General features: G+C 63.6%; 16 protein-coding genes. 4 read left to right on the top strand and 12 right to left on the bottom strand.

Features of this window, described 5'->3' with window-relative positions:
• Positions 1 to 17: 17 nt before the first annotated feature.
• The 3 genes from RBB31_RS17055 to RBB31_RS17045 form a co-directional block, all read right to left on the bottom strand.
• Positions 18 to 998 (bottom strand): TRAP transporter substrate-binding protein, encoded by a 981-nt coding sequence (locus RBB31_RS17055; RefSeq protein WP_306130461.1) that lies wholly within the window; start codon positions 996 to 998, stop codon positions 18 to 20.
• Positions 999 to 1,084: 86 nt separating this feature from the next.
• Positions 1,085 to 1,969 (bottom strand): NAD(P)-dependent oxidoreductase, encoded by an 885-nt coding sequence (locus tag RBB31_RS17050; protein ID WP_306130460.1) that lies wholly within the window; start codon positions 1,967 to 1,969, stop codon positions 1,085 to 1,087.
• Between the two features lie 48 nt (positions 1,970 to 2,017).
• Entirely contained in the window at positions 2,018 to 3,505 is a 1,488-nt protein-coding gene (locus tag RBB31_RS17045) for an aldehyde dehydrogenase (RefSeq protein ID WP_306130459.1), read from the bottom strand.
• 390 nt (positions 3,506 to 3,895) lie between these two features.
• Here RBB31_RS17045 and RBB31_RS17040 point away from each other — a divergent pair, with 390 nt between their 5' ends.
• Entirely contained in the window at positions 3,896 to 4,900 is a 1,005-nt protein-coding gene (locus RBB31_RS17040; RefSeq protein ID WP_306130458.1) for an AraC family transcriptional regulator, read from the top strand.
• A 108-nt stretch (positions 4,901 to 5,008) separates the two neighbouring features.
• Entirely contained in the window at positions 5,009 to 5,836 is an 828-nt protein-coding gene (locus RBB31_RS17035) for an NAD(P)H-binding protein (protein WP_306130457.1), read from the top strand.
• Positions 5,837 to 6,049: 213 nt separating this feature from the next.
• On the opposite strand, the gene RBB31_RS17030 is transcribed toward RBB31_RS17035, so the two are convergent.
• The 8 genes from RBB31_RS17030 to RBB31_RS16995 all read right to left on the bottom strand — a co-directional run bounded on the left by RBB31_RS17030 (position 6,050) and on the right by RBB31_RS16995 (position 15,137).
• Positions 6,050 to 8,314 (bottom strand): xanthine dehydrogenase family protein molybdopterin-binding subunit, encoded by a 2,265-nt coding sequence (locus tag RBB31_RS17030; protein ID WP_306130456.1) that lies wholly within the window; start codon positions 8,312 to 8,314, stop codon positions 6,050 to 6,052.
• Entirely contained in the window at positions 8,314 to 9,312 is a 999-nt protein-coding gene (locus RBB31_RS17025) for a xanthine dehydrogenase family protein subunit M (protein ID WP_306130455.1), read from the bottom strand. Before RBB31_RS17025 ends, RBB31_RS17030 begins: the two co-directional genes overlap by 1 nt.
• A gap of 4 nt (positions 9,313 to 9,316) precedes the next feature.
• Positions 9,317 to 9,925: a (2Fe-2S)-binding protein gene (locus RBB31_RS17020; RefSeq protein ID WP_306130454.1), complete on the bottom strand. Its 609-nt coding sequence runs from the start codon at positions 9,923 to 9,925 to the stop codon at positions 9,317 to 9,319.
• A gap of 305 nt (positions 9,926 to 10,230) precedes the next feature.
• Entirely contained in the window at positions 10,231 to 11,265 is a 1,035-nt protein-coding gene (locus tag RBB31_RS17015; protein ID WP_306130453.1) for a siderophore-interacting protein, read from the bottom strand.
• On the bottom strand, positions 11,262 to 12,083 hold the full coding sequence (locus tag RBB31_RS17010; protein WP_306130452.1) for an ABC transporter ATP-binding protein: 822 nt from the start codon (positions 12,081 to 12,083) through the stop codon (positions 11,262 to 11,264). Before RBB31_RS17010 ends, RBB31_RS17015 begins: the two co-directional genes overlap by 4 nt.
• Positions 12,080 to 13,036, bottom strand: a complete 957-nt coding sequence (locus RBB31_RS17005; protein ID WP_306130462.1) for an iron chelate uptake ABC transporter family permease subunit — start codon at positions 13,034 to 13,036, stop codon at positions 12,080 to 12,082. Before RBB31_RS17005 ends, RBB31_RS17010 begins: the two co-directional genes overlap by 4 nt.
• Before the next feature lie 86 nt (positions 13,037 to 13,122).
• Positions 13,123 to 14,163 (bottom strand): iron ABC transporter permease, encoded by a 1,041-nt coding sequence (locus RBB31_RS17000; protein WP_306130451.1) that lies wholly within the window; start codon positions 14,161 to 14,163, stop codon positions 13,123 to 13,125.
• A complete protein-coding gene (locus tag RBB31_RS16995) occupies positions 14,160 to 15,137 on the bottom strand; it encodes an iron-siderophore ABC transporter substrate-binding protein (RefSeq protein WP_371931342.1) in 978 nt (325 codons plus the stop codon). The genes RBB31_RS17000 and RBB31_RS16995 overlap by 4 nt, the downstream gene beginning before the upstream one ends.
• 367 nt (positions 15,138 to 15,504) lie before the next feature.
• Between RBB31_RS16995 and RBB31_RS16990 the strand changes: the two genes are divergently transcribed.
• Positions 15,505 to 17,637, top strand: coding sequence for a TonB-dependent siderophore receptor (locus tag RBB31_RS16990; RefSeq protein ID WP_306130449.1), 2,133 nt, complete (start codon positions 15,505 to 15,507; stop codon positions 17,635 to 17,637).
• 56 nt (positions 17,638 to 17,693) lie between these two features.
• Here the strand turns inward: RBB31_RS16990 and RBB31_RS16985 are convergent, their stop codons facing one another.
• Positions 17,694 to 18,587 (bottom strand): AraC family transcriptional regulator, encoded by an 894-nt coding sequence (locus RBB31_RS16985; RefSeq protein ID WP_306130448.1) that lies wholly within the window; start codon positions 18,585 to 18,587, stop codon positions 17,694 to 17,696.
• Positions 18,588 to 18,876: 289 nt separating this feature from the next.
• Between RBB31_RS16985 and RBB31_RS16980 the strand changes: the two genes are divergently transcribed.
• Entirely contained in the window at positions 18,877 to 20,577 is a 1,701-nt protein-coding gene (locus tag RBB31_RS16980; RefSeq protein WP_306130447.1) for an ABC transporter ATP-binding protein, read from the top strand.
• The last annotated feature ends 58 nt before the right edge of the window (positions 20,578 to 20,635 follow it).

Below are 20,635 nucleotides of genomic sequence, written 5' to 3'. Positions count from 1 at the left end.
CCCCCGACGCGGTATCATCATTCGAAGTCTACGATCGAGTCGACCAACTCTTTTCCGTAGGTCTCGTAGTAGCCTTCATAGGCGGATGCGATGGACTCCTGGAAGGCCGCCTTTTGTTCGGCCGACAACTCGTTCACCTTCATGCCGCGCTCTTTGAGCGTTTCGACGCCGGTGGTTTCGACGTTGTCCACGTAGCCGCGCATGGCGGTCACGGCCTCTGCCGCAGCCTTCTCGAAAGCGGCTTTTTGTTCGTCGTCAAGACCGTCCCAGAACGGTTTGGACACGAGCAGCATGGCGGGTGAATAGACGTGACCGGACAGGGTCAGATATTCCTGCACTTCGTCGAGCTTGACCGATACAATGACGGACAACGGGTTTTCCTGACCGTCGATCACGCCCTGCTGCAGCGACGAGACCACCTCCGGCCATGCCATCGGCGTCGGTGCGGCCCCCATCGCGTTGAAAGCCGCGAGGTGCACGGGGTTTTCCATGGTGCGGATCTTCAGGCTTTCGACATCGGCCGGGGTTTCGATGGCATTCCGGTTGTTGGTGATGTGGCGAAAGCCTTGTTCGCCCCAGGCCAGACCGTGCAGGCCGACATTGTCGAACTTGCCGAGGATTTCCTGGCCGATCGGACCATCCAGTACGGCGCGGGCATGATCGAGATCGCGGAACAGGAACGGGATGTCGAAGACGCCGGTGTCAGGCACGAAATTGGCCAGAGTGCCGGACGAAACGATGGTGGCTTCGATGGTGCCGAGTTGCAGCCCCTCGATGACTTCACGCTCGCCTCCGAGGCCTGAGGAGGGGAAATGGTTGAATTCGAACGCGTCGCCGGTTTCGGCCTTGACGACCTCTTCGAACTTCTGCGCCGCGACGCCGTAATGGCTGTCGGGGGCCAAGGCGTAGCCGATCTTGACTTCGGTCTGTGCGAGGGCCGGAAGCCCTATTGCAAAGAAGATGCCGGTCGAGACCAGCCCGCGGGTAATGAACGTCATGGTTTTCCTCCCGTTTAACGTTTACTTTAGCTACACACGTATTTTTAAGGTGACAACCCCGTCTCAGAGCGCTGCGCGCGGCGGGCTTATCCGCCGCCTTGTTGCTTTCTGAAAAGGCGAACCAGTTCCGGCACGTAGGCATCGGCAGGACCGGTTTCGACCGTCGCTGCCAGGGCGGCTGACACGCCATCGGCGACTGTCATGCGCGCACCTGCAGCTTCGGACATGCTGCGGTAATAGTCTATGTCCTTCCGAGCGTTCGAAACGAAAAAGGGCAGGGCCTCGCGATCCTGCGATATGATGTATGGGGCGAGCCGATCCAGCGCGGCGCTCGCGCCGCCGCCCCCCGCCAGGACATCGACGAAAACCTTCGGGTCGATGCCGGTATCGGCGGCCTGGGCGGCGGCCTCGGCCAGCAGGGTCATGAAGCCGACCGAGACGTAATTGTGCAAAAGCTTCAGACGGTGACCGTGGCCGAGCGGGCCGACGTGATCTACATTCTCGGTGAACGCGGCAAGAACGGGTCGCACCTTGTCCAGCGTCTCGCCCGCACCGCCAACCAGAAGGTTCAAGGTCCCTTCGTGGGCATGTATCGCGGTGCGTGTCATGGGAGCATCAAGATAATCACCGCCCGCCTTTCGGATGAGGGCTGCCATTTGCAGGGTCGACTCGGGCAGCGCTGTCGAGCAGTCGACCACGATCGTGCCCGGGCGTAGTGAATCGGCAAGGCCGTTCGAAGAACTGACAATCGTTTCGATCTGGGGGGAGCCGGTTACGCAAAGTATCACGACGTCAGAGGCCGCGGCGACCTCGGATGTTGTCCTACAGGCACTGGCCCCGAGCGCGACCAGGTCATCGGTGGGCTGGTTGCCGGGGTGATCGAGAAAGCTGAGCGCAAAGTCGCTTTGCATCAGGATGTTGCGGGCGATGCCGTGGCCCATGAGCCCGACGCCAATGATGCCGACTTGCATGTGTTTGCCTTTCAGGTTGCGATTATACAGAGGGCCTCCGGACGCGGCCTAGTCCGCGTTGATCCAGATCGCCTTTGTATCGAGATATTCTTCCATGTGCTCGGTCCCGCCCTCACGACCGTAGCCCGACATCTTGACGCCGCCGAAGGGCACGGCTGGGTCGATGGCATGGTACATGTTGACCCAGACCGATCCGGCCTTCAGTCGATGCGCCAGTTTGTGCGCCGTGCCGAGATGGGTCGAGAAGACGCCTGCTGCCAGGCCGTAGGGTGTGGCGTTGGCTCGGGTTACGACCTCTTCCAGATCATCGAACGGCAGGGCCGAGATGACGGGGCCGAAAATTTCCTCTCGCGCGACGCTCATTGTATCGGTGACGCCGCCAAAAACGGTCGGTTGGAAAAAGTGCCCGGCCGCAAGCTCCGGCCCCTCGGCCCGTGCGCCGCCGGTGATTACGTCGGCACCTTCGCGCGGTCCCGCATCGAGGTAGCCCGCGATACGCTCGGCCTGACGGGCCGAGATGATCGGGCCGATCTCGGTTTCCTCGTGTATACCGTGACCGATGCGCAGACCAGCGGCATAGTCGGCCACGCGGCGCACGAATTCATCATGAATTTCGCGCGCCACGAACAGGCGCGACCCGGCAATGCAGATTTGCCCGGAATTGGCGAAGACGGCCATGGCGGCGACGGGAACCGCCTTTTCGATATCGGCGTCCCGGCACACGATGACGGGCGACTTGCCCCCCAGTTCCAGCGAGACACGCTTCAGGTTTCCGGTCGCGGCCCGGGCAATGGCCTGGCCGGTGGCGGTCGAGCCGGTGAAGACGATCTTGTCGACGCCTTCGTGTTCGGCCAGTGCGGCGCCGGCCTCGTTGCCCAGGCCCGTGACGATGTTCAACACACCGTCGGGCAGGCCGGCCTCCTGCATGATCCGGGCGATCATCAGGACGGTCAGCGACGCCTCTTCGGACGGTTTCAGGACGACTGTGCAGCCGGTTGCGATGGCTGGCGCGATCTTCCAGACCGAGCCGGCGATCGGGGCATTCCACGGTATTATCGCGCCGACGACGCCGATGGGGTCGCGCACCGTCTGAGAGTAGATGTCACCGGGAAAAGAATTGGGGATTGTAGAGCCGTGGATCGCCACGGCCTGACCTGCGTAGAAGCGCAGCATCCCCAGCACCCGCCGGCTGTTGGCGAGCGTGCGCTGGATCGGCATTCCCATATCGAGCGTATCGGAAAGACAGAGGTTATCCCATTCCTTCTCGAAGCGGTCAGCTATTCGCAGGAGCAGCGCCTGACGTTCGAACGGCGTCCATTTCGACCACGGGCCTTCGAACGCCGCGCGTGCCGCCTTGACGGCCGCATCGACATCCGCCGGGCCGCCCTTGGGCACGGTGCCCAGCAGGGCGCCGTCAGCCGGATTGCGGGCCTCGATGGTCTCGCCCGAATGGGCATCGCACCAATTCCCGTCAATGAACATCGGGCGGTGCCCGCCGTCATAAAGAGCGGCTGCCGCTGCGCTCCAGTCCTTCATGGCGCCCTCGCCTTGCGTGATTGTATTGTCCGTCGAAACCAGCGGTATGTTCCCGCGGCCGACTATGCCGCTGTTTACACCAGCGGGTTTCCGAATGACCAGCGGATAACGGCTTCTTGTTTCAGGAGGCAAATTGAACGACCGGATCCGATCGACAAGATCCTGGAGGATTCCGGCGTCGCGAAGATGACGCTGTACAACCATGGGCCGAGCAATTGGGCCTGCTCAAGGAGGGTGTCATCGCCACCGCCCATGGCGCGGCATGCCCGATATGGCGGCCCGGATGATGATGCAGCCCTCGCCGAGGCATAGTTGCCTGCGCCGGTCCGTCTCGCGCCCGGATACAGCACAAGGTTGGTCGCTTCCCGCGCGTGTCGTAGAATGCGGGTCATGGGGTACGTGACATCTCTTTTCGCGCGTAAGGTGGTCGCCGCGGCTGGCGACGGAATCGACGCGGCCGAGATGCTGTCTTTGGTCAACATCGATATCGATTGCTCTTGGAATACCAAGCAGATGATCCCGGCCGAGCGTTACTACGACATGCTTGAAAGGATCGCCGACCAGATCGATGCGACCGACCTGCCGGTGCGCACGGGGGCCTCGATGCGGCTTGACGAATACGGTGCGCTCGGGCTGGCGTTCAAGGCGGCGACGACGCTTGGCGCGTCCTATGCGCGGGTGGAACGCTATGCGCGCCTATGGACCAGCGTCGCGGAATATGAGCTGCGGCCCACGGTCGGGGGCACGCTTTTTGTCCTGCACCGTACGGGCGAACGGCGCCTCGGTATGCGGCTATCGAACGAGGCTACCCTCGCGAGCGCGGTGTCCATCGCAAGGCAAGTCTGCCCGGAGCCGCTCACGCCCTTGGAAGTGCTGGTCCGGCACCCCGCACCGCGCCGGATCACCGCGCACGAAAAGTGGTTCGGCTGCCCGGTGCGCTTTGGCGCCGAACTGGACGCAATCCTCTATGCCGAGGAAACGCTGGCGCGGCCCAACATCCTGGGGGACGAGGGGATCTCGAAATACCTCATCACGCATCTGGACGCCGAGCTGTCCGAGATCACCCGGGAGCCGGCGCTGGTTACACAGGCAAAAGCATCCATTGCCCAAGCCCTGAGCGAGGGCGCGCCGAGGATGGCCGAGATCGCCAGTGGCCTCGGACTCAGTGCGCGGTCGTTTCACAGGCGGCTCTCCGAGCATGGACTGAGCTTTCAGACCCTGACCGAGCAAACCCGCCGCGACCTCGCCGAGGGACTCTTGCAAGACGACAGCCGCTCATTGGCCGAAATCGCGTTCCTCACCGGCTTCTCCGAGCAGAGCGCCTTTACCCGGGCGTTCAGACGCTGGGTCGGCACGACGCCAGCGGCCTTTCGCAAGGATATGGCCCGCCGCTGACAGGCGCATTGGCGGCGGTGGTCAATAGGCTGGCATCGCCGGTCAATACCGGACCGCATCAGGGCGCCTATTCCGTGGCTGTCGAAACCGAAGCCAAGGAGAAACCCGATGCAAGACCACCCGATCCTCGTTATTGGTGCGACCGGCAAGACCGGCCACCGCGTCGCCAGCCGCCTCGAGGCGCGTGGCCTTCCCGTGCGCCGCGGCGCGCGCAGGTCCGCAACGCCTTTCGACTGGGAGGCGCCGGAGACCTGGGCATCGGCCCTGCGCGGGGTTCGCGCAGCCTATGTCACCTACTTTCCCGATCTTGCCTTTCCGGGGGCCTTGGAAAAGCTCGAGTCGCTGTGCGAGACAGCCCGCGATGTGGAGGTCGAGCACCTCGTACTGCTCTCTGGTCGTGGCGAGCACCATGCGCGGTTGGGTGAAGACGTGGTGCGCAGTTCAGGCCTTGACTTCACCATTGTCCGGGCCGCCTGGTTCGCGCAGAACTTCTCTGAAGGGTACCTGCGTGATCCTGTCTTGGCGGGTGTCCTGCCGATGCCCGGCGGCGATGTCGCCGAGCCCATCATCGACATCGACGATATTGCCGACGTCGTGGTTACGGCGCTGACCGAAGACGGGCACAGGGGCGAACTTTACGAGGTGACCGGCCCACGTCTGATGTCATTCGCGGACATGGCGGCCGAGCTGTCCCGGGCGACCGGGCGCGAGATCCGGCATATCCCGATCAGCTTCGAGGAATTCCACGGCAATATTGCCGAAGCTGGCGGCCCCTTCGTCGCCGACGTCTTCACAGCCATCGCGCGCGAAACCCTGGACGGGCGCAACGCCCATACCACGGACGGCGTGACGCGCGCGCTTGGCCGCGTCCCCCGCGATTTTGCAGATTTCGCCCGGGACGCGGCGCGAACCGGGGCCTGGACCAGCGCCGCCTGACGCCGTGCCGAGAAAGAAGGACGGCATGAGACGTAAAGTCGAGAAGGTGCTGTCAGACCAATTCGACCTCGTCTTTCCCTTGAGCAGTGAGGCTGTTCTTTAATGCCGCGCGGTGTACGGGGCGCCACCCCGAACGCAAGGTCAGATGCGCGGAGCCATTCTGTTGCCTGCGGTTTCCTGCTGGCCGACATGCGCCGGCCAGTAGGTTGCAATTCAACTGGAAACCAGCCCCGACATGCGGATCGGCAAGGACGTGAAGCGCTGGCCGGTTGCGTGATAGACCGCGTTGCCGATCGCGGCGGCGGTGCCGACTATCCCCATCTCGCCGATCCCCTTGACCCCAAGCGGGTTCACGTAGTCGTCCTGCTCTTCCAGCATCTCGACACGCACCTCGCGGATGTCCGCGTTCACCGGAATCAAGTATTCCGCGATATTGGCATTCAGGAACCGCGAACGCGCCTTGTCCACTTCGGTCGCCTCGTGAAGCGCGGAGCTGATCCCCCAAACCATGCCGCCGAGAAGCTGACTGTGCGAGGTCTTGCGGTTCAGCCAGGTGCCCGCCGTAAATGCGCCGTGAATGCGAGGCACCCGGATCTCATGGGTCCAGCGGTTGACGTGGACCTCCACCATCTCGGCGCCGAAGGCGAACATCGCGAACTCCGGTGTCACCGGCCCTGCCGAGCCGTACCCGCCCTTAAAGGTCGCTGCGACCAACTGATCGGTCAGGGCCGGATGGCGGAACTCTCCGATCACCTCGATCTCGCCTTCAGGGAGCATGGAGAGCGCTTCGGCCAGGCTCTGGCTTTGGCCGTCAGGGCCGCGCAGCGTGCCGTCCTCAAGCGTGACGGTTGACGGATCGACGCCCGCCAGCGGGCCGTCCGACATTGCCGACACGCGCGACGCCACCTGTCGGCCGATCTTCAAGCAGCCATCATGGACAGCCGAGCCGGCCGATGCAGCCGTGGTCGAGCCGCCGGAAATAGGCGCCACCGGGAAACTTGCCTCGCCCATAACGACATCCACCGCCTCGACGGGCAGCCCCAGCCGCGCCGCCGCGATCTGGGCCATGATAGTATAGGTGCCGGTGCCCACATCATGCGCGGCCAACGCCACGTAGGCACCCCCAGACGCCTGCATCCGGACCCGCGCGTTCGATGCCAGGATGTTGGTCGGGTACGTCGCTGTCGCGCAGCCGTAGCCCACGAGCCAGTCGCCATCGGTCATCGATCCGATTTCCGGACTACGGTCGGCCCAGCCGAAGCTTTCGGATACCGCGTCGTAGCTCTCCATCAGCGACCGCGAGGAAAATGGCACGCCTTCTGTCGGATGCTTCTTGGTGTCGTTTACGCGGCGTAGTTCGACCGGGTCCATGTTCAGCTTCCACGCCAGCTCGTCCATCGCGGATTCCAGGCCCCAGAAGGTCTGCATCTCGTTTGGTGCGCGCATGAATCCGCCCGTATTCGTGTCGGACCGCGACAGGCGCTGCTCGGTACGGATGTTGGGGCAGCCATACATGGCGCGCGTGATGTGGGTGCCCGGATTGACCACCGAGTCGAATTGCGAGGTCTGAGAAGTCTCGATATGCTCGAAAGCTGTCAGTTTGCCGTCGGCGTCGGCGGCCAGGCGGAACTTCTGCTCGGTTTCCGGACGAAAGGTTGCGACGGTGTACATCTGCGGACGGGTCACGATCAGCCGAACCGGCGCGCCCACCCCCTTGGCCGCGGCAATGGTCAGCATCGTGTATGGCGTGATCCCGGCCTTGGCCCCGAAGGCGCCGCCGACGAAAGGTGAAATGACGCGAACGGATGTTTCGGGCAGACCGTAGGCCCCGGCGATGCCCGCGCGCAGGGTTCGCACCGATTGCGACGGCATCCAGACCGTCAGGCGGTCGCCGCGCCATTCGGCGGTCGCTGAGAACATCTCCATAGGATTGTGATGCTGGAACGGGGTGGTGAAGGTCATGTCCACGGACTGGGCCGCACCGTCGAGGCCTGCCTGCAGGTCCCCTTTCGTTAGAACCATTCCGTCGCTGTCCTCACCCGCGCCAATGACGAAACTGTCCTCGGGCGACATGTGGATGCGCGAGTCCGCTTCCTGATACTCGACCCGCACCAGATCAGCCCCCCGCCGGGCCGCGGCGGCTGTCTCGGCGACGACATATGCGACCGGCTGCCCGGCATACTTGATCTCGGTCCCTTCCATCGGCCAGAAGGACGCCGACCCGGGGCCGCCGGCGTAGAAGCCTTTGACTGTCTTGTAGTCCGGAAGGGTTTCATGGGTGAAGACAGCCACGACGCCCGGCTCGGCCTCGGCCGCGCTGGTGTCGATTGACGAGACGGTGCCGACCGCGATGGCCGAGCAGGCGAGTGCCCCGTGCAGCATGCCGGCCGGGATCTCGTCGGCGGCATATGTGGCCGCACCGGTCACCTTGCGGCGGGCATCCGTGCGAGTGACGCGCGTGTTCAGTGTCGTGGCCATCATTTGCCTCCCATGCGAGATTTCAAGGTCATCAGGGCCCCGGCGACCACGTCGGCCCCGAGCGCGATCTTGTAGGCCGATCCGTCAAGCGGTTCGGCCTCCTCGAAGGCGATCCGGCCCGCCTCTCGCGCTGTCTCTTCGGTCAGGGGCTGACCGCGCAGGCTGTCCTCGGCTGCGGTTGCGCGCCATGGAACCGACGCCACGCCGCCAAGCCCAACACGGACGTCGCGCACGGTCTCCCCCTCCATCTCGACCCCTACGGCTGCCGACGCTGAAGCGAACGCGTAACTCTCGCGGTCGCGGGCCTTGAGGTAGATGCTGTTGGCCATTGCGGGAATGATTGGTAGCGAGATCTCGGTGACGATCTCGCCGGGTTTGAGGACGGTCTCGACCTCGGGGTTATCGCCGGGACGTACGTGCAATTCGTTGAACGGGATGGTCCGGGTGCCGCCGGGGCCTTGGACGACCACTTTGGCGTCGAAGGCGACCAGCGCCTGCGCGAGATCGCCCGGATACATTGCCACGCAGGCGTCGGAGCCGCCGAAAATCGCGTGGTGCGCGGTTTCCCCGCCGTCGAGGGCAGCACAACCGGAACCCGGATCGCGCTTGTTGCACTGGGCGTAAGCGGTGTCGCGAAAGTACGGGCAACGTGTCCGTTGCAAGATGTTTCCGCCCAGCGTCGCGACATTGCGCAGTTGCGGGCTGGCGGCCTTCCAGAGTGTCTCCGAAAGCGCAGGGAAGGCATCGATGACGGCCTGATCGTCAGCCACCGTGGCCATTTTGGCAAGCGCCCCGAAACGCATCCGGTCCGAGCCGACCTCGTAGCTTTCAAGAGAGCCGATGCCGCTGATGTCGACGAGCGTTTCGGGTTCGAGGACACCGATCTTCATCAAGTCGACCATCGTGGTACCACCGGCAATGATAAGCGTTCCGTCCGCTTTCGCGGCTTCGGTCGCGTCGCCAAGGTTGCCGGGGCTGGAATAGCTGAAGTTTTTCATGATCTCACCCTTCCTGCTGGTCGCGAACCTGCTCGATGGCAGCGACGATGTTCGGGTAGGCGCCGCAGCGGCAGAGGTTGCCGCTCATGTATTCGCGGATCTCGGCGGCGTCCGACGCATGGCCTTCCTCGATGCACGCTATGGCCGACAGGATCTGTCCGGGTGTGCAATATCCGCACTGGAACGCGTCATTCTCGGCAAAGGCGGTCTGCATCGGATGCAGATCACCGGTCGGATCGGCGAGACCTTCTACAGTCACGATCTCTGCGCCCTCGGCCGTGACCGCCAGGGTGAGGCAGGAGTTTACGCGGGTGCCGTCGAGCAGAATGGTGCAGGCCCCGCACTGACCCTGGTTGCAACCGATCTTGGTCCCTGTCAGCCCGAGATTGTCGCGCAGTGCCTCTACGAGCGTCGTCCGTGGTTCGACGCTGACGTGCCGGGTCTTGCCGTTGACCGTCATCTCGATTGTGCGCGCGTGGGCGCTTGCTTCGGCTTCTTGGGCCTTGGCGGCGCCGACGGCCATGCCAAGAGAACTCGCAGCTGCGGAACTGCCTTTCAGAAAGCCGCGCCGGGACACTCCGGGTTGGCGAATATCAGGGGGAGTACTGGACATATGGGGAGCTTTCGTTACTGCCGGTACGGCTGGCAGCTAACTTGCGGTCGCCCTCCGGCAAGGGGCCTCTAGAGCTTGAAATTCCTGATGGATTTTGTCGTCAGAGCTTAAGCACAGGGCGGGCCTGCTAAAATCAGAAGGGGAATGTCCTGAATCTTTTTTGCGCTTGAATCAAAGAACAAACGTCTTGGGCAAGCCTATGGCGATCGTAATTCGCGCCGTGACATTGACGACTGCGCGGCTGTATCGCGGTCTCGTCGGCTGAACCACGGTGCGCAGTCGGCCGGCCTTTGCGGAACAGCGGTTCACACCTCCCAGTAGTAGGCAAAATAACCTTCGGACAGACCAAGACGCAGCGTTTGCCGGAACCGGGCTTTCGCATTTCGGACAACGGTTTTCTCGGCGGCGACCCAGACAAAGCGGTCAGGTCCCTGTGGCAAAGGAGCCTCTGACAGGCGATCCCACAGCGACTCTCCTCGGTTCCTTACGCACCAGCTCAGATCGATGCCGTCCGGCCGAGAGAGGTCACAGATATCCGCCTCGGTGCCTACCTCCAGCAGGGCGTGACCACGCCGGTCGGGCGCAGACGTCTGAAGGATTCGGCGGATAGCGGGGATTGCGGTTTCATCCCCGGCGATCAGGATATTCTGGCCGGGCGGGAACCCGCCGCTGCCCGGCCCGCTGATGCCGACAAGGTCGCCGCGCTGCGCCGTTCTCGCCCAAGCCGTGGTACGACCGCCTTCATGTTCGAAGACGTCGAAGGTGAAGCGCTCGCGTTCAGGATCAAGCTCGACGAATGTATAGGCCGCGCGATGCAGGCTATCGGCGCCGAGGGGCATCACGGTACGGCCGTTATCATCAAGGCGAGGCCAGACGGGCGTACGCCCGTCGGGTGGCAACAGAAGTGAGAAATGCATCCCGCGTTCTGCCGACAGGCGCCGGGTATCGGAACATTCCAGTTCGACGCGCAGGAAATTGGGGCCGACGCGGCGGATGCCGTGCACAGTCGCGGTCGTGAAGTTGAGGGGGGCACGATTCCTCAGGATATCCCCGTGCCATGTCGCGCCCGAGGTCAACCCGGGCGCGACATGGTCGAGGGTATAGTGCAAATAGTCACGGATATTCTGAAGCGCGGCCGCATCGACGGCGTCGATATCGACCTGCAGGGTTGCACGGCTGGCTTCGAGCGAAACCGTCGCGAGCGGCACGGTGACGATCAGGCCCCTGTCAGTCTCTTCCACGAGCAGTTCAGCATCTCGGGCATGTGCGGAGATGTGGGTGATGAGGTCTACCGGCAAGACGCCACGAAAGACCGCCGATGCGTGCAATGTCTTGCTCACGATGCGATCCCTTTCGTCGTGGGCGCAGGTTCTGCGAAATGTCGGCCTATGGGCAACATGACCGGTTTTCCGGAAGTGGGATCCGGGATAATGCGGCAGGCCACACCGAAAACTTCTTGCACCATGGGTTCGGTCAGAACCAGTTCGGGCGCGCCGGACGCATGTACCTTGCCGCGACGGAGTGCAACAAGGTGGTCGGCATAACGCGCGGCAAGATTGAGGTCGTGCAGGACCATGACGATGGTCGTGCCACGCGCTTGGTTAAGATCGACCAGCAGATCCAGAATTTCGACCTGGTGCGCGATATCCAGGAAGGTCGTCGGTTCGTCGAGCAGCAATATATCCGTTTCCTGCGCCAGGGCCATGGCGATCCAGACCCGCTGGCGCTGTCCGCCAGACAGCTGGTCGACCTCGCGGTCGGCAATGTCGGTGGTTCGGGTCGCCTCCAACGCCGCGGCAATCGCGACGTCATCGGCACGGGTCCAGCGCGACAGAATACCCTGATGCGGATGGCGGCCGTGGCTGACGAGGTCCGCCACGGTGATCCCGTCCGGGGCGATGGGCGATTGCGGCAAAAGACCCATCCGGCGGGCCAGCTCGCGTGTCGGGATATCGCGCACCGAGCGGCCATCGAGCACGACCTGCCCGGCGCTTGGCCGCAACAGCCGCGCGAGACACCGCAGAAGCGTGGACTTGCCGCAGGCGTTGGCCCCGACAATCGCGGATATGGCCCCCGGAGGCACCGTCACGTCGAGGCCGGTCAGGATCTTTCGCGTGCCGTATCCGGCCTCCAGTGCTGCGACGTGCAGTGTGCTCATGAGCCGCCTCCGCTGCGGTGGGATCTGATGATCAGATAGACGAGATATGGCGCGCCAAGGGCCCCGGTGATGACGCCCACGGGATAGCGCCCCGCCAGAAGGTGCTGGCCTGCGTAATCGCCCAGCAGGACAAGCAATGCCCCCACCAGGGTGGAGGCCAGCAAGGGCGTCCGTCCGGTGCCGGCAATACGCGCGGCAATCGGCCCCGAAAGAAACGCGACGAAGGCGACCGGGCCGGAAACCGCCGTGGCCACCGCGATCAGCCCGACGGCGGCCATGACCAGCACGAGCTTTTCGAAACGCAGCGGCACGCCGAGGGCGGCGGCGGCGTCATCGCCAAGCCGCATCGCCTCCAGATTGTCGCGCCGGGCCAAAAGCGGTCCGCCCAGCAGGACCAGCGACAGCAGAACGGGGAGCGTCTCGGACAAGGTTGCGCCGTTGACGCTTCCGGTCAGCCAGCGCAAGGCGTCCTGCAGCGACCACGCCGGGGCACGCGACAGGACATAGGCTATCATGCTGTCGAGCATGGCAGAAATCCCGATGCCGATCAGGATCAATCGTGCGCCGGACACTCCGTCACGCCAGGCCAGCAGGTAGATCAGCAGGGCCACGATCATCCCGGCAACGACCGCGGCGACCGAGACGGCCAGCCCGCTCCATCCCAGGACGACGATGGCGAACACGGCCGCCGCGCTGGCCCCGGCGCTGATGCCGATGATGTCGGGGCTGGCCAGTGGATTGCGCAGCAGTGTCTGGAAGATTACACCGCCAAGACCGAAGCTCATTCCGGCAAGGATCGACAGCGTCGCGCGGGGCAGGCGCAGTTCCAGGATGCTGAAACTTGCGCCGGGCACATCGTGCCCGGACAGCACGCGCAGAAGATCCGATGGCGGGGTCATGGTCGGGCCGGTGACCAGCGTCAACCCGACGCCCGCGACGAGGAGGCCCATCATGAGGGCGACAAGCTGCAAGCGGGCCCTTCGTCGCGACAGGCGTCGCGCCGCGATCCACGTGGTCCCGTCTTTATGCGCAAGATCGCTCACAGGTCGCGAACCCGCCGTTTGCGCACGATCCAGATGAAGACCGGCGCGCCGATAAAGGCCGTGACGATCCCCACATCCATCTCGGAGGGACGCGCGACGATGCGCCCAAGTACGTCCGCGCCGATCAGAAGGATCGCACCCGTCAGAGCCGCAAACGGCAGGAGCCAGCGGTGGTCCACGCCTACAAGCAGCCGGCAGACGTGCGGCACGACCAGCCCGACGAAACCGATCGGCCCGCAGATGGCGGTTGTCGCCCCGCAAAGCAGCACAGCCCCAAGTGCCGCACTCGCCCGCGCCACTACCACGTTCGCGCCCAGCCCGGCCGCCGAATCGTCGCCCAGAGCCAGCAGGTTCAGGCTGCGGGCGGACAGCAGGCACAGGATCAGACCGGCCAGCAGGATGGGCAGGCACGGCAGGATGGCGTCGAAACTGGCACCGCCGATCCCGCCGACCTGCCAGGATCGCACACCCCCGGCGATATCGTTGCGCGGCAGGATGATCGCGATTGTGAACGAGGATGTTGCAATGGCCGTCGCCGCCCCGGCCAGCGCCAGTTTCAGCGGTGTCGCGCCGCCCCGACCGAGCGACCCCATTGCATAGACGAAACAGGAGGCCAGTCCGGCCCCGAAGATTGCGGTCCAGAGAAACGCGTCGAGTGTCTGCATTCCGAACCACGCGATGCCAATCACCACGGCCATCGCCGCACCCGCATTGACGCCCAGTATGCCGGGATCTGCCAGCGGGTTGCGGGTGACACCCTGCATGACGGCTCCGGCCAGCCCAAGCGCGGCCCCGGCGAGGACCGCGAGCATCGTGCGGGGCACTCGAACGGCCACGACCGCCTGCCCAATCGTTTCGGTGGAGCCTGTGACGCCTGCCAGGATATCGCCCCATCCGACCGCGCGCGTGCCCAGGCTGACCGACACGATGCAGGCCATGCCAAGAACCACCAGGACGACGATCAACCAGGCAAGCCGGCTGCTCCGGGTGCGCCGCATGGCTGCAAACCCCGCCTCAGTGGGGACAGCGTCGGTCATTCTGCCTTGCGCGCCGCGTCCGCCAGCCTTGCGACGTAGTCTTCAAGCACGAAGGGGATCGACAGGGGGGTGGGGTTGGCGGCTGTGCCCACCGGATCGTTTCCCAACAGCACGACCGCCCCGGTCTTGACCGTCTTCATCCGCGAGGTCAGCGGGTTTTCCGCGACCCGCTCCATCAGGGTCTCGCCGCCATAGGTCACAACGATATCGACGTCATCAAAAACGTCGATCTTCTCGGCGCTCACTTCTCCCGCATAACGCCCTGGTTCGGTGGCGTCCGTGACGGCCTGCGGCGAGGTCAGGCCGAGATCTTCGAGGAAGCGGACACGCGGATCGTTGGCGGAATAGAAGCGGATCACGCTCAGATCCCGGACATCGAGATGCGTGACGAACATCGCGCTCTTCCCGGCGATTTCGGGGTGGCGAGCGGACATCGCGGCGATCTGCGACTCGATATCGGCCACGAGGGCGTCGCCTTCGGTCGCCATGCCAAGCCCGGCGGCATTCAGGCGGATCATCTCGCGCCAGCCGGTCGACCAGGGCCCGTCCGTGTAGGCAATCGTCGGGGCGATCCTGCTCAGGATGTCATACTCGGATTGCGACAGGCCGGAATAGGCCGCGAGGATGATGTCGGGACGAGTGGCCGCCACCGCCTCGAAGTCGATGCCGTCGCCTTCGTCGAACAACACCGGCGTTTCGGCACCCAGCGCCTCCAAGCGTTCGGCGACCCAAGGGAGGATCCCGTCACCGTCGTCGTCTCCAAAATTGGCCCGTGCAAATCCGACCGGCACGATCCCCAACGCCAGTGGCACCTCGTGGTTGGCCCAGGCGACAGTCGCCACGCGTTCCGGTCGCGACGGCACCGTCGTTGTGCCGAAGGCATGATTGATCGTAAGCGGAAATTCCTGTGCGGTCGCGGGTGCCACGAGCGCTGCGCCGAGCCAAATAACAAGGACGGCGACGCACGTTTCCATAAATTTGAACACTGGTTTCCAAAGCCTCCGTTCGCTGCGGGGACAAGAACTGCCTCCGGCTAGTCGTTTCCGCTTCGCGCCGTCAAGCAGGGCAAGGGGTCCGAACCGCCATATCCGACAAAATTTATCAATTTTAAAGAGAATCCGACAAAAACAATCGGAATATACAATACATCTTCGCATGATCCTGCGCTATGTCCCGTCGACGCCTGACCCGACCGGACGCATCCGGGCAGGGATTTGGCAACGAACAGCCAGCGGGAATCCGAGCACGACGGCGGGTGCCTGCAGCGCCATCGCAACGTCGCGGTACACAGCACGCCAGCACGCCAGCACGCAAGAAACGTCAGAAGAATGGAAGCACGCCATGGGGGCACTCTTGAGAAAACACCGATCATCTTATCCAGGCCCGGCCCGCGCGACCGCGGCACTCCTTGGCTGCACGGCGCTGGTGGCATTCCCGTTGGCAGCCACGGCGCAGGACGGCACCGGCGGCGAACCCTACCGGCTTGGAACGATTTTCGTCGATGCCGGCGCCGAGGCGGATGACGACGCCAATTCGACCATCGCCAAGGAGCTTTGGACCGGCGGCAAGGTTGCGACCAGCGTTCTTGACACGCCCGCGTCGGTGTCGGTCATCACGCAAAAGGAATTCGAAGAGCGCAACGTCGATAAGGTGGAAGACCTGCTGGAATATACCCCCGGCATCGTCACCGATTATTACGGGACCGACGATCGCAACGACTACTACCTCGTGCGAGGGTTTCAAGCCTCGACCTATCGCGACGGCTTGACCTTGGGGTCGATGCGCGGCGTGCGCGAGGAACCATATGCGTTCGAACGGGTCGAGGTGATGAAGGGCGGCAACTCTACCCTTTTTGGAACGTCCGATCCCGGCGGCACCCTCAATTTCGTGACCAAGACGCCGAAATTCGAACGGTTCGGCGAGGTTTACGGCTCTTACGGCACCAACAATCACACCGAACTGGGCTTCGACTTCGGCGATGTCCTGAACGACGACCGGACGCTGGCCTACCGTTTCGTGGGAAAGGTGCAGGACTCAGAGCTGGACTATGATTTCTCCCGGGACGACGAGACGTTCCTGCTCGGATCTTTCGCATGGTCGCCCAGCGAGGATACCAAGCTGACCTTCACGGTGGATTATCTCGACCGCGACTCCACACCGAACAGCGGCGGTTACCCGATAGACCGGGAATACGACCGCAGCCAGTTCTTCGGTGAGCCGGGTTTCAATTATCACGATGTCGAGCGACTGACCGTGGCGGCCGGGTTCCAGCACGATTTCCGCAACGGTCTGCGGCTGAACGCGAACCTTCGTTACAGCGATCTCACCGACGACTTCGCCTATGTCTACATCTCCGACAACGCGGCCCGCGTCGGGACGATGGTCGACCGTTTCTACTTCGGGACCGACAGCACCGCCGAAGAGGTGATCGGCAACGTGATCCTGCAATACGACACCAGCTTCGGCAGTGTCGACAGCAGCACGCTGGCCGGGCTGGAATTTCGTGACGCGTCGACCACCAGTGCGTCGATCTTCGGGGCCTACACGCCGATCGATGTCGACAACCCGGTCTATACCGGCGCGCCCACCGGGCTCGTACCCTACAGCGTGCAGGCCAATGACTTTGCCACGCAATCGATCTTTCTGCAGCAGAACCTGTCTTTCGCGGACCGGTTCATCGTGACGGCGGGCGTGCGGCACGACTGGCTGGACATCACCAACACCGATCGACTTGCGGCTACGACGACAAGCGCCGATTTCTCGGAAACCTCATGGCGGGGTGCGTTGACCTACAAAGTCACGGACGAAATCTCGACTTATGCCAGTTATGTCCAGTCGGTCGCGCCACCCTCGATCGGCACCGATCCTGAACGCGGCGAGCAATACGAGATCGGCCTCAAGTACCAGCCCGAGAGCATCAACGCGCTGTTCACCGCGTCGCTTTTTGATCTTACCAAAAAGAACGTGGTGGTGCCGGTTGTCCTGCCCAGCGGCGTGATCGAGCGACAGACCATCGGTGAATCCCGCGTTCGCGGCCTGGAACTGGAAGCGCGCGCCGAACTGGCCCGGGGTTTGACCCTTTCCGGTGGCTACAGCTACCAGGATTCCGAGTTCGTTCGCGGCAATGTCCGAGGCGTGACGGTGGACGGAAACCAGTTTGCGTCGGTGCCCGAGCACATGGCCTCGCTGTGGCTGACCTATGACCTGCCGACCGCCGGATCGCTGGGAGACATGTCCGTGGGCCTCGGTGCGCGTTATGTCGGCAGCTATTATTACAACGCTTACAACAACAATGGCAAAAGCCCGGACCAGTTCCTGTTCGACGCGTCTTTCTCGTACGAGTTGGCCGAGAACACGGAACTGCAGGTCAATCTCAGCAATATCTTTGATGAGCAGTATGTCGTGGGACGGGGAACGGCGGATTACTACAATCAGGGCCGGACAATCACGGCCTCCCTGCGCCGCAGTTGGTAACCAGTCAGGCCCATCGGCGGCAGGGGCAATCTCGCTGCCGCGGCCCCCTCTGCCGGTCAGCCCTTCCTCTGGTCTCGCCGCCAGGTTCCGGGCGTTTTGCCGACAAGCTGGCGAAACGCGCGGGTCAGGTGGGCCTGATCGGAAAAGCCCAACCGGTCCGCGATGTCCGCCACGCTAAGATCGGTCTCGGTCAGAAGGTTCCGCGCTTGTTCAAGCCGCTTGTTCAAATGCCACTGGTGCGGCGACATGCCGGTCGTATTCTTGAACACCAGCGAGAACCAGCTTTCCGAAAGGTTCACCGCCTCGGCCATCTGCGCGATGCTGAGCCTGTGACCACGCGCTTCTTCCACGCGCAGTGCGACCCGACGCATCTGCGCGGCGGTCAAGCGGGCGTTGCCGGTTTCCGTGCTTTGCTGGTCCATGTCCAGCAAGGCCGTAATCAGGCAATTCACAAGGCTTTCGACGAAAAGCGCGTGCCTGGTGGGGTTCGCTATTTCCTTGACCAGCAGTCGCGCCAGCGGCTCGATATCCGTGACGTCGTCGCGCTCGACCGGGTTATCCAATACCTCGACCGCGCTGGAGCGGGGGATCGCGCCGGACAGGAACTGGATCGCCCACGCGTAATCCATGTGAATGTCGACATGGGTGAACCTGAGCGGTTTGGAAAAACGGGTTCGAAGCTCCATGCCCGCCGGCACGAAGATCGCGCGGGCCAATCTGCCGGTGCCGGTCCCGGTCGTGGCCGAGATCGAGCTCATATCGTCAAAGAAGATGCTCAACCTTGGATTGGCCGAGACATACTGCCCCGTCGCGCCACGATCTCCGCTGGCTTCCCAATGCGCCACCAGAGCATTGTCGAACTGGCGCCACTGGACGGGCCGGATGCAGTGCAGCTTTTCTGTTTGACCGGAAAAGTCGTGACTATAGCCCATTCGGGTCAGGCTCCGCATGAAAGGTGTCGGGATTTGGCTATCCGGCGTGCGACGGACGGGGCCGGCGCACATTCCAGAATGGCTTGGGCCAGCAGTATGACGCCTAAACTGCGCGATAACAAGTCGGGACGGACTGCTCGCGACCGGTGCGGCTCGCCAAACTCCGCGCGCCAAAGGCGTTTTCGCTGGCCCATCTGGAGCGCTGAACCTGCAATACTGGACGACGGCGGGCGCCTCTCCTAAACGGTGGCGGCGGGGAACACCTGCCGGTCCGATCATCAGTATCCCCGGTCGTGAAGGAAGTCACATGCTGCGTCAGTTTTTCGAGTATTACCGCCCGCACATGGGCCTTTTCTGGCTGGATTTCGGCTGCGCGGTGATCTCGGGCTTGCTGGAGCTGGCCTTTCCGCTGGCCGTGGCGGGGTTCATCGACCATCTGCTGCCGCGCGGGGAATGGGCGCTGACCATGTGGGCCGCCGTCGGGCTGGTGGTGGTGTATCTGATCAACGCAGGCCTCATGGCGGTGGTGATCTACTGGGGCCACAAGCTGGGCATCAACATCGAGACGGAAATGCGCGCCCGCGCCTTCGACCACCTGACCCGGCTGAACTGGGGCTGGTTCGACAAGGCCGAGACCGGCAAGCTGGTGGCTCGCGTGACCCGGGACCTGGAAGAGATCGGCGAGGTGGCGCATCACGGCCCCGAGGACCTGTTCATCGCGATCATGACCTTTATCGGGGCCTTCGCCTTGATGCTGTGGCTGCACGTCCCGCTGGCGTTGATGACAGCGGTGATCGTGCCGGTGATGGTGGTGCTTCTGGCGGTCTATGGCGGGCGTATGACCCGGGCGTGGCAGGCGATCTATGGCCGGGTGGGCCAGTTCAACGTGCGGCTGGAGGAAACGCTGGGCGGCATTCGCGTGGTGCAGGCCTTCACCAACGAGGCGCATGAACGCGAACTTTTCGCGGATGCCAACCGCGGCTATCGCAAGACCAAGCTGGAGGCCTACCGCATCATGGCGGCGCTGACCACGTTGCACTACATGGGGCTGCGCTCGGTGCAGGTGATCGTGATGGTGGCGGGCGCGGGCTATGTCTTTTCCGGCTCGCTGTCGACGGGCAGTTTCGTGGCCTTCCTGCTGCTGGTGGGCGTGTTCTTCCGCCCGCTGGAAAAGATCGCGGCGGTGGTCGAGACCTATCCGCGCGGCATCGCCGGGTTCCAGCGGTTCCAGGCGCTGCTGGCAGAGCGGGCCGAGATCGCCGACGCGCCGGACGCGAGGCCCGCACCGGACCTGACCGGGCGGATCGAATTCGACGACGTTGCCTTTACCTACGATGGCGCGCGAGGTGTATTGCACGGCGTGTCCCTTGCCGTCGAGCCCGGCCAGACGGTTGCATTGGTGGGTCCGTCCGGCGCGGGCAAAAGTACGTTGATGGCCTTGCTTCCACGGTTTTATGCACCGACGTCGGGCGAGGTTCGGATTGACGGCCAGTCCGTCGCGGACATGACCCTCGACAGCCTGCGGCGGCAGGTGGGATTGGTATCGCAGGACGTCTTCCTGTTCGGAGGCACCCTGCGCGAAAACATCGCCTATGGGCGGCTTGACGCATCGGACGAGGAGATACTGCACGCCGTTCAGCAGGCACAGTTGTCCGAGATGGTGTCGGAGTTGCCCGATGGTCTCGACACGATGGTGGGCGAACGGGGCGTCATGCTGTCAGGCGGACAGAAACAGCGCGTCGCCATTGCACGTGTCTTCCTGCGCGACCCCCCGATTTTGCTTCTGGACGAGGCCACTTCGGCGTTGGACAGGGGCACGGAGCGCAAGGTGCAGGCGGCGCTGGATACGTTGTCGAAGGGGCGCACGACGCTCGTCATCGCCCACCGCCTACAGACTATCCGCCACGCCGACCGGATCGTGGTTCTCGATGAAGGCCGGATTGTGGAGGCGGGCACGCATGAAGAACTGGTGGATCGGCAGGCGAATTACTTCTCGATGATGGACTGAGACGCCGGAATCATAAAAGACGGCAGGGCCCGCTTTTGCTGCCAGGCCTTTAGATGCG

It is taken from the genome of Roseovarius sp. MMSF_3350 (assembly GCF_030733425.1).
Taxonomy (GTDB): domain Bacteria; phylum Pseudomonadota; class Alphaproteobacteria; order Rhodobacterales; family Rhodobacteraceae; genus Roseovarius.
Note: the sequence above shows the minus strand (reverse complement) of the source record. Positions and strands in the feature narration are given on the sequence as shown.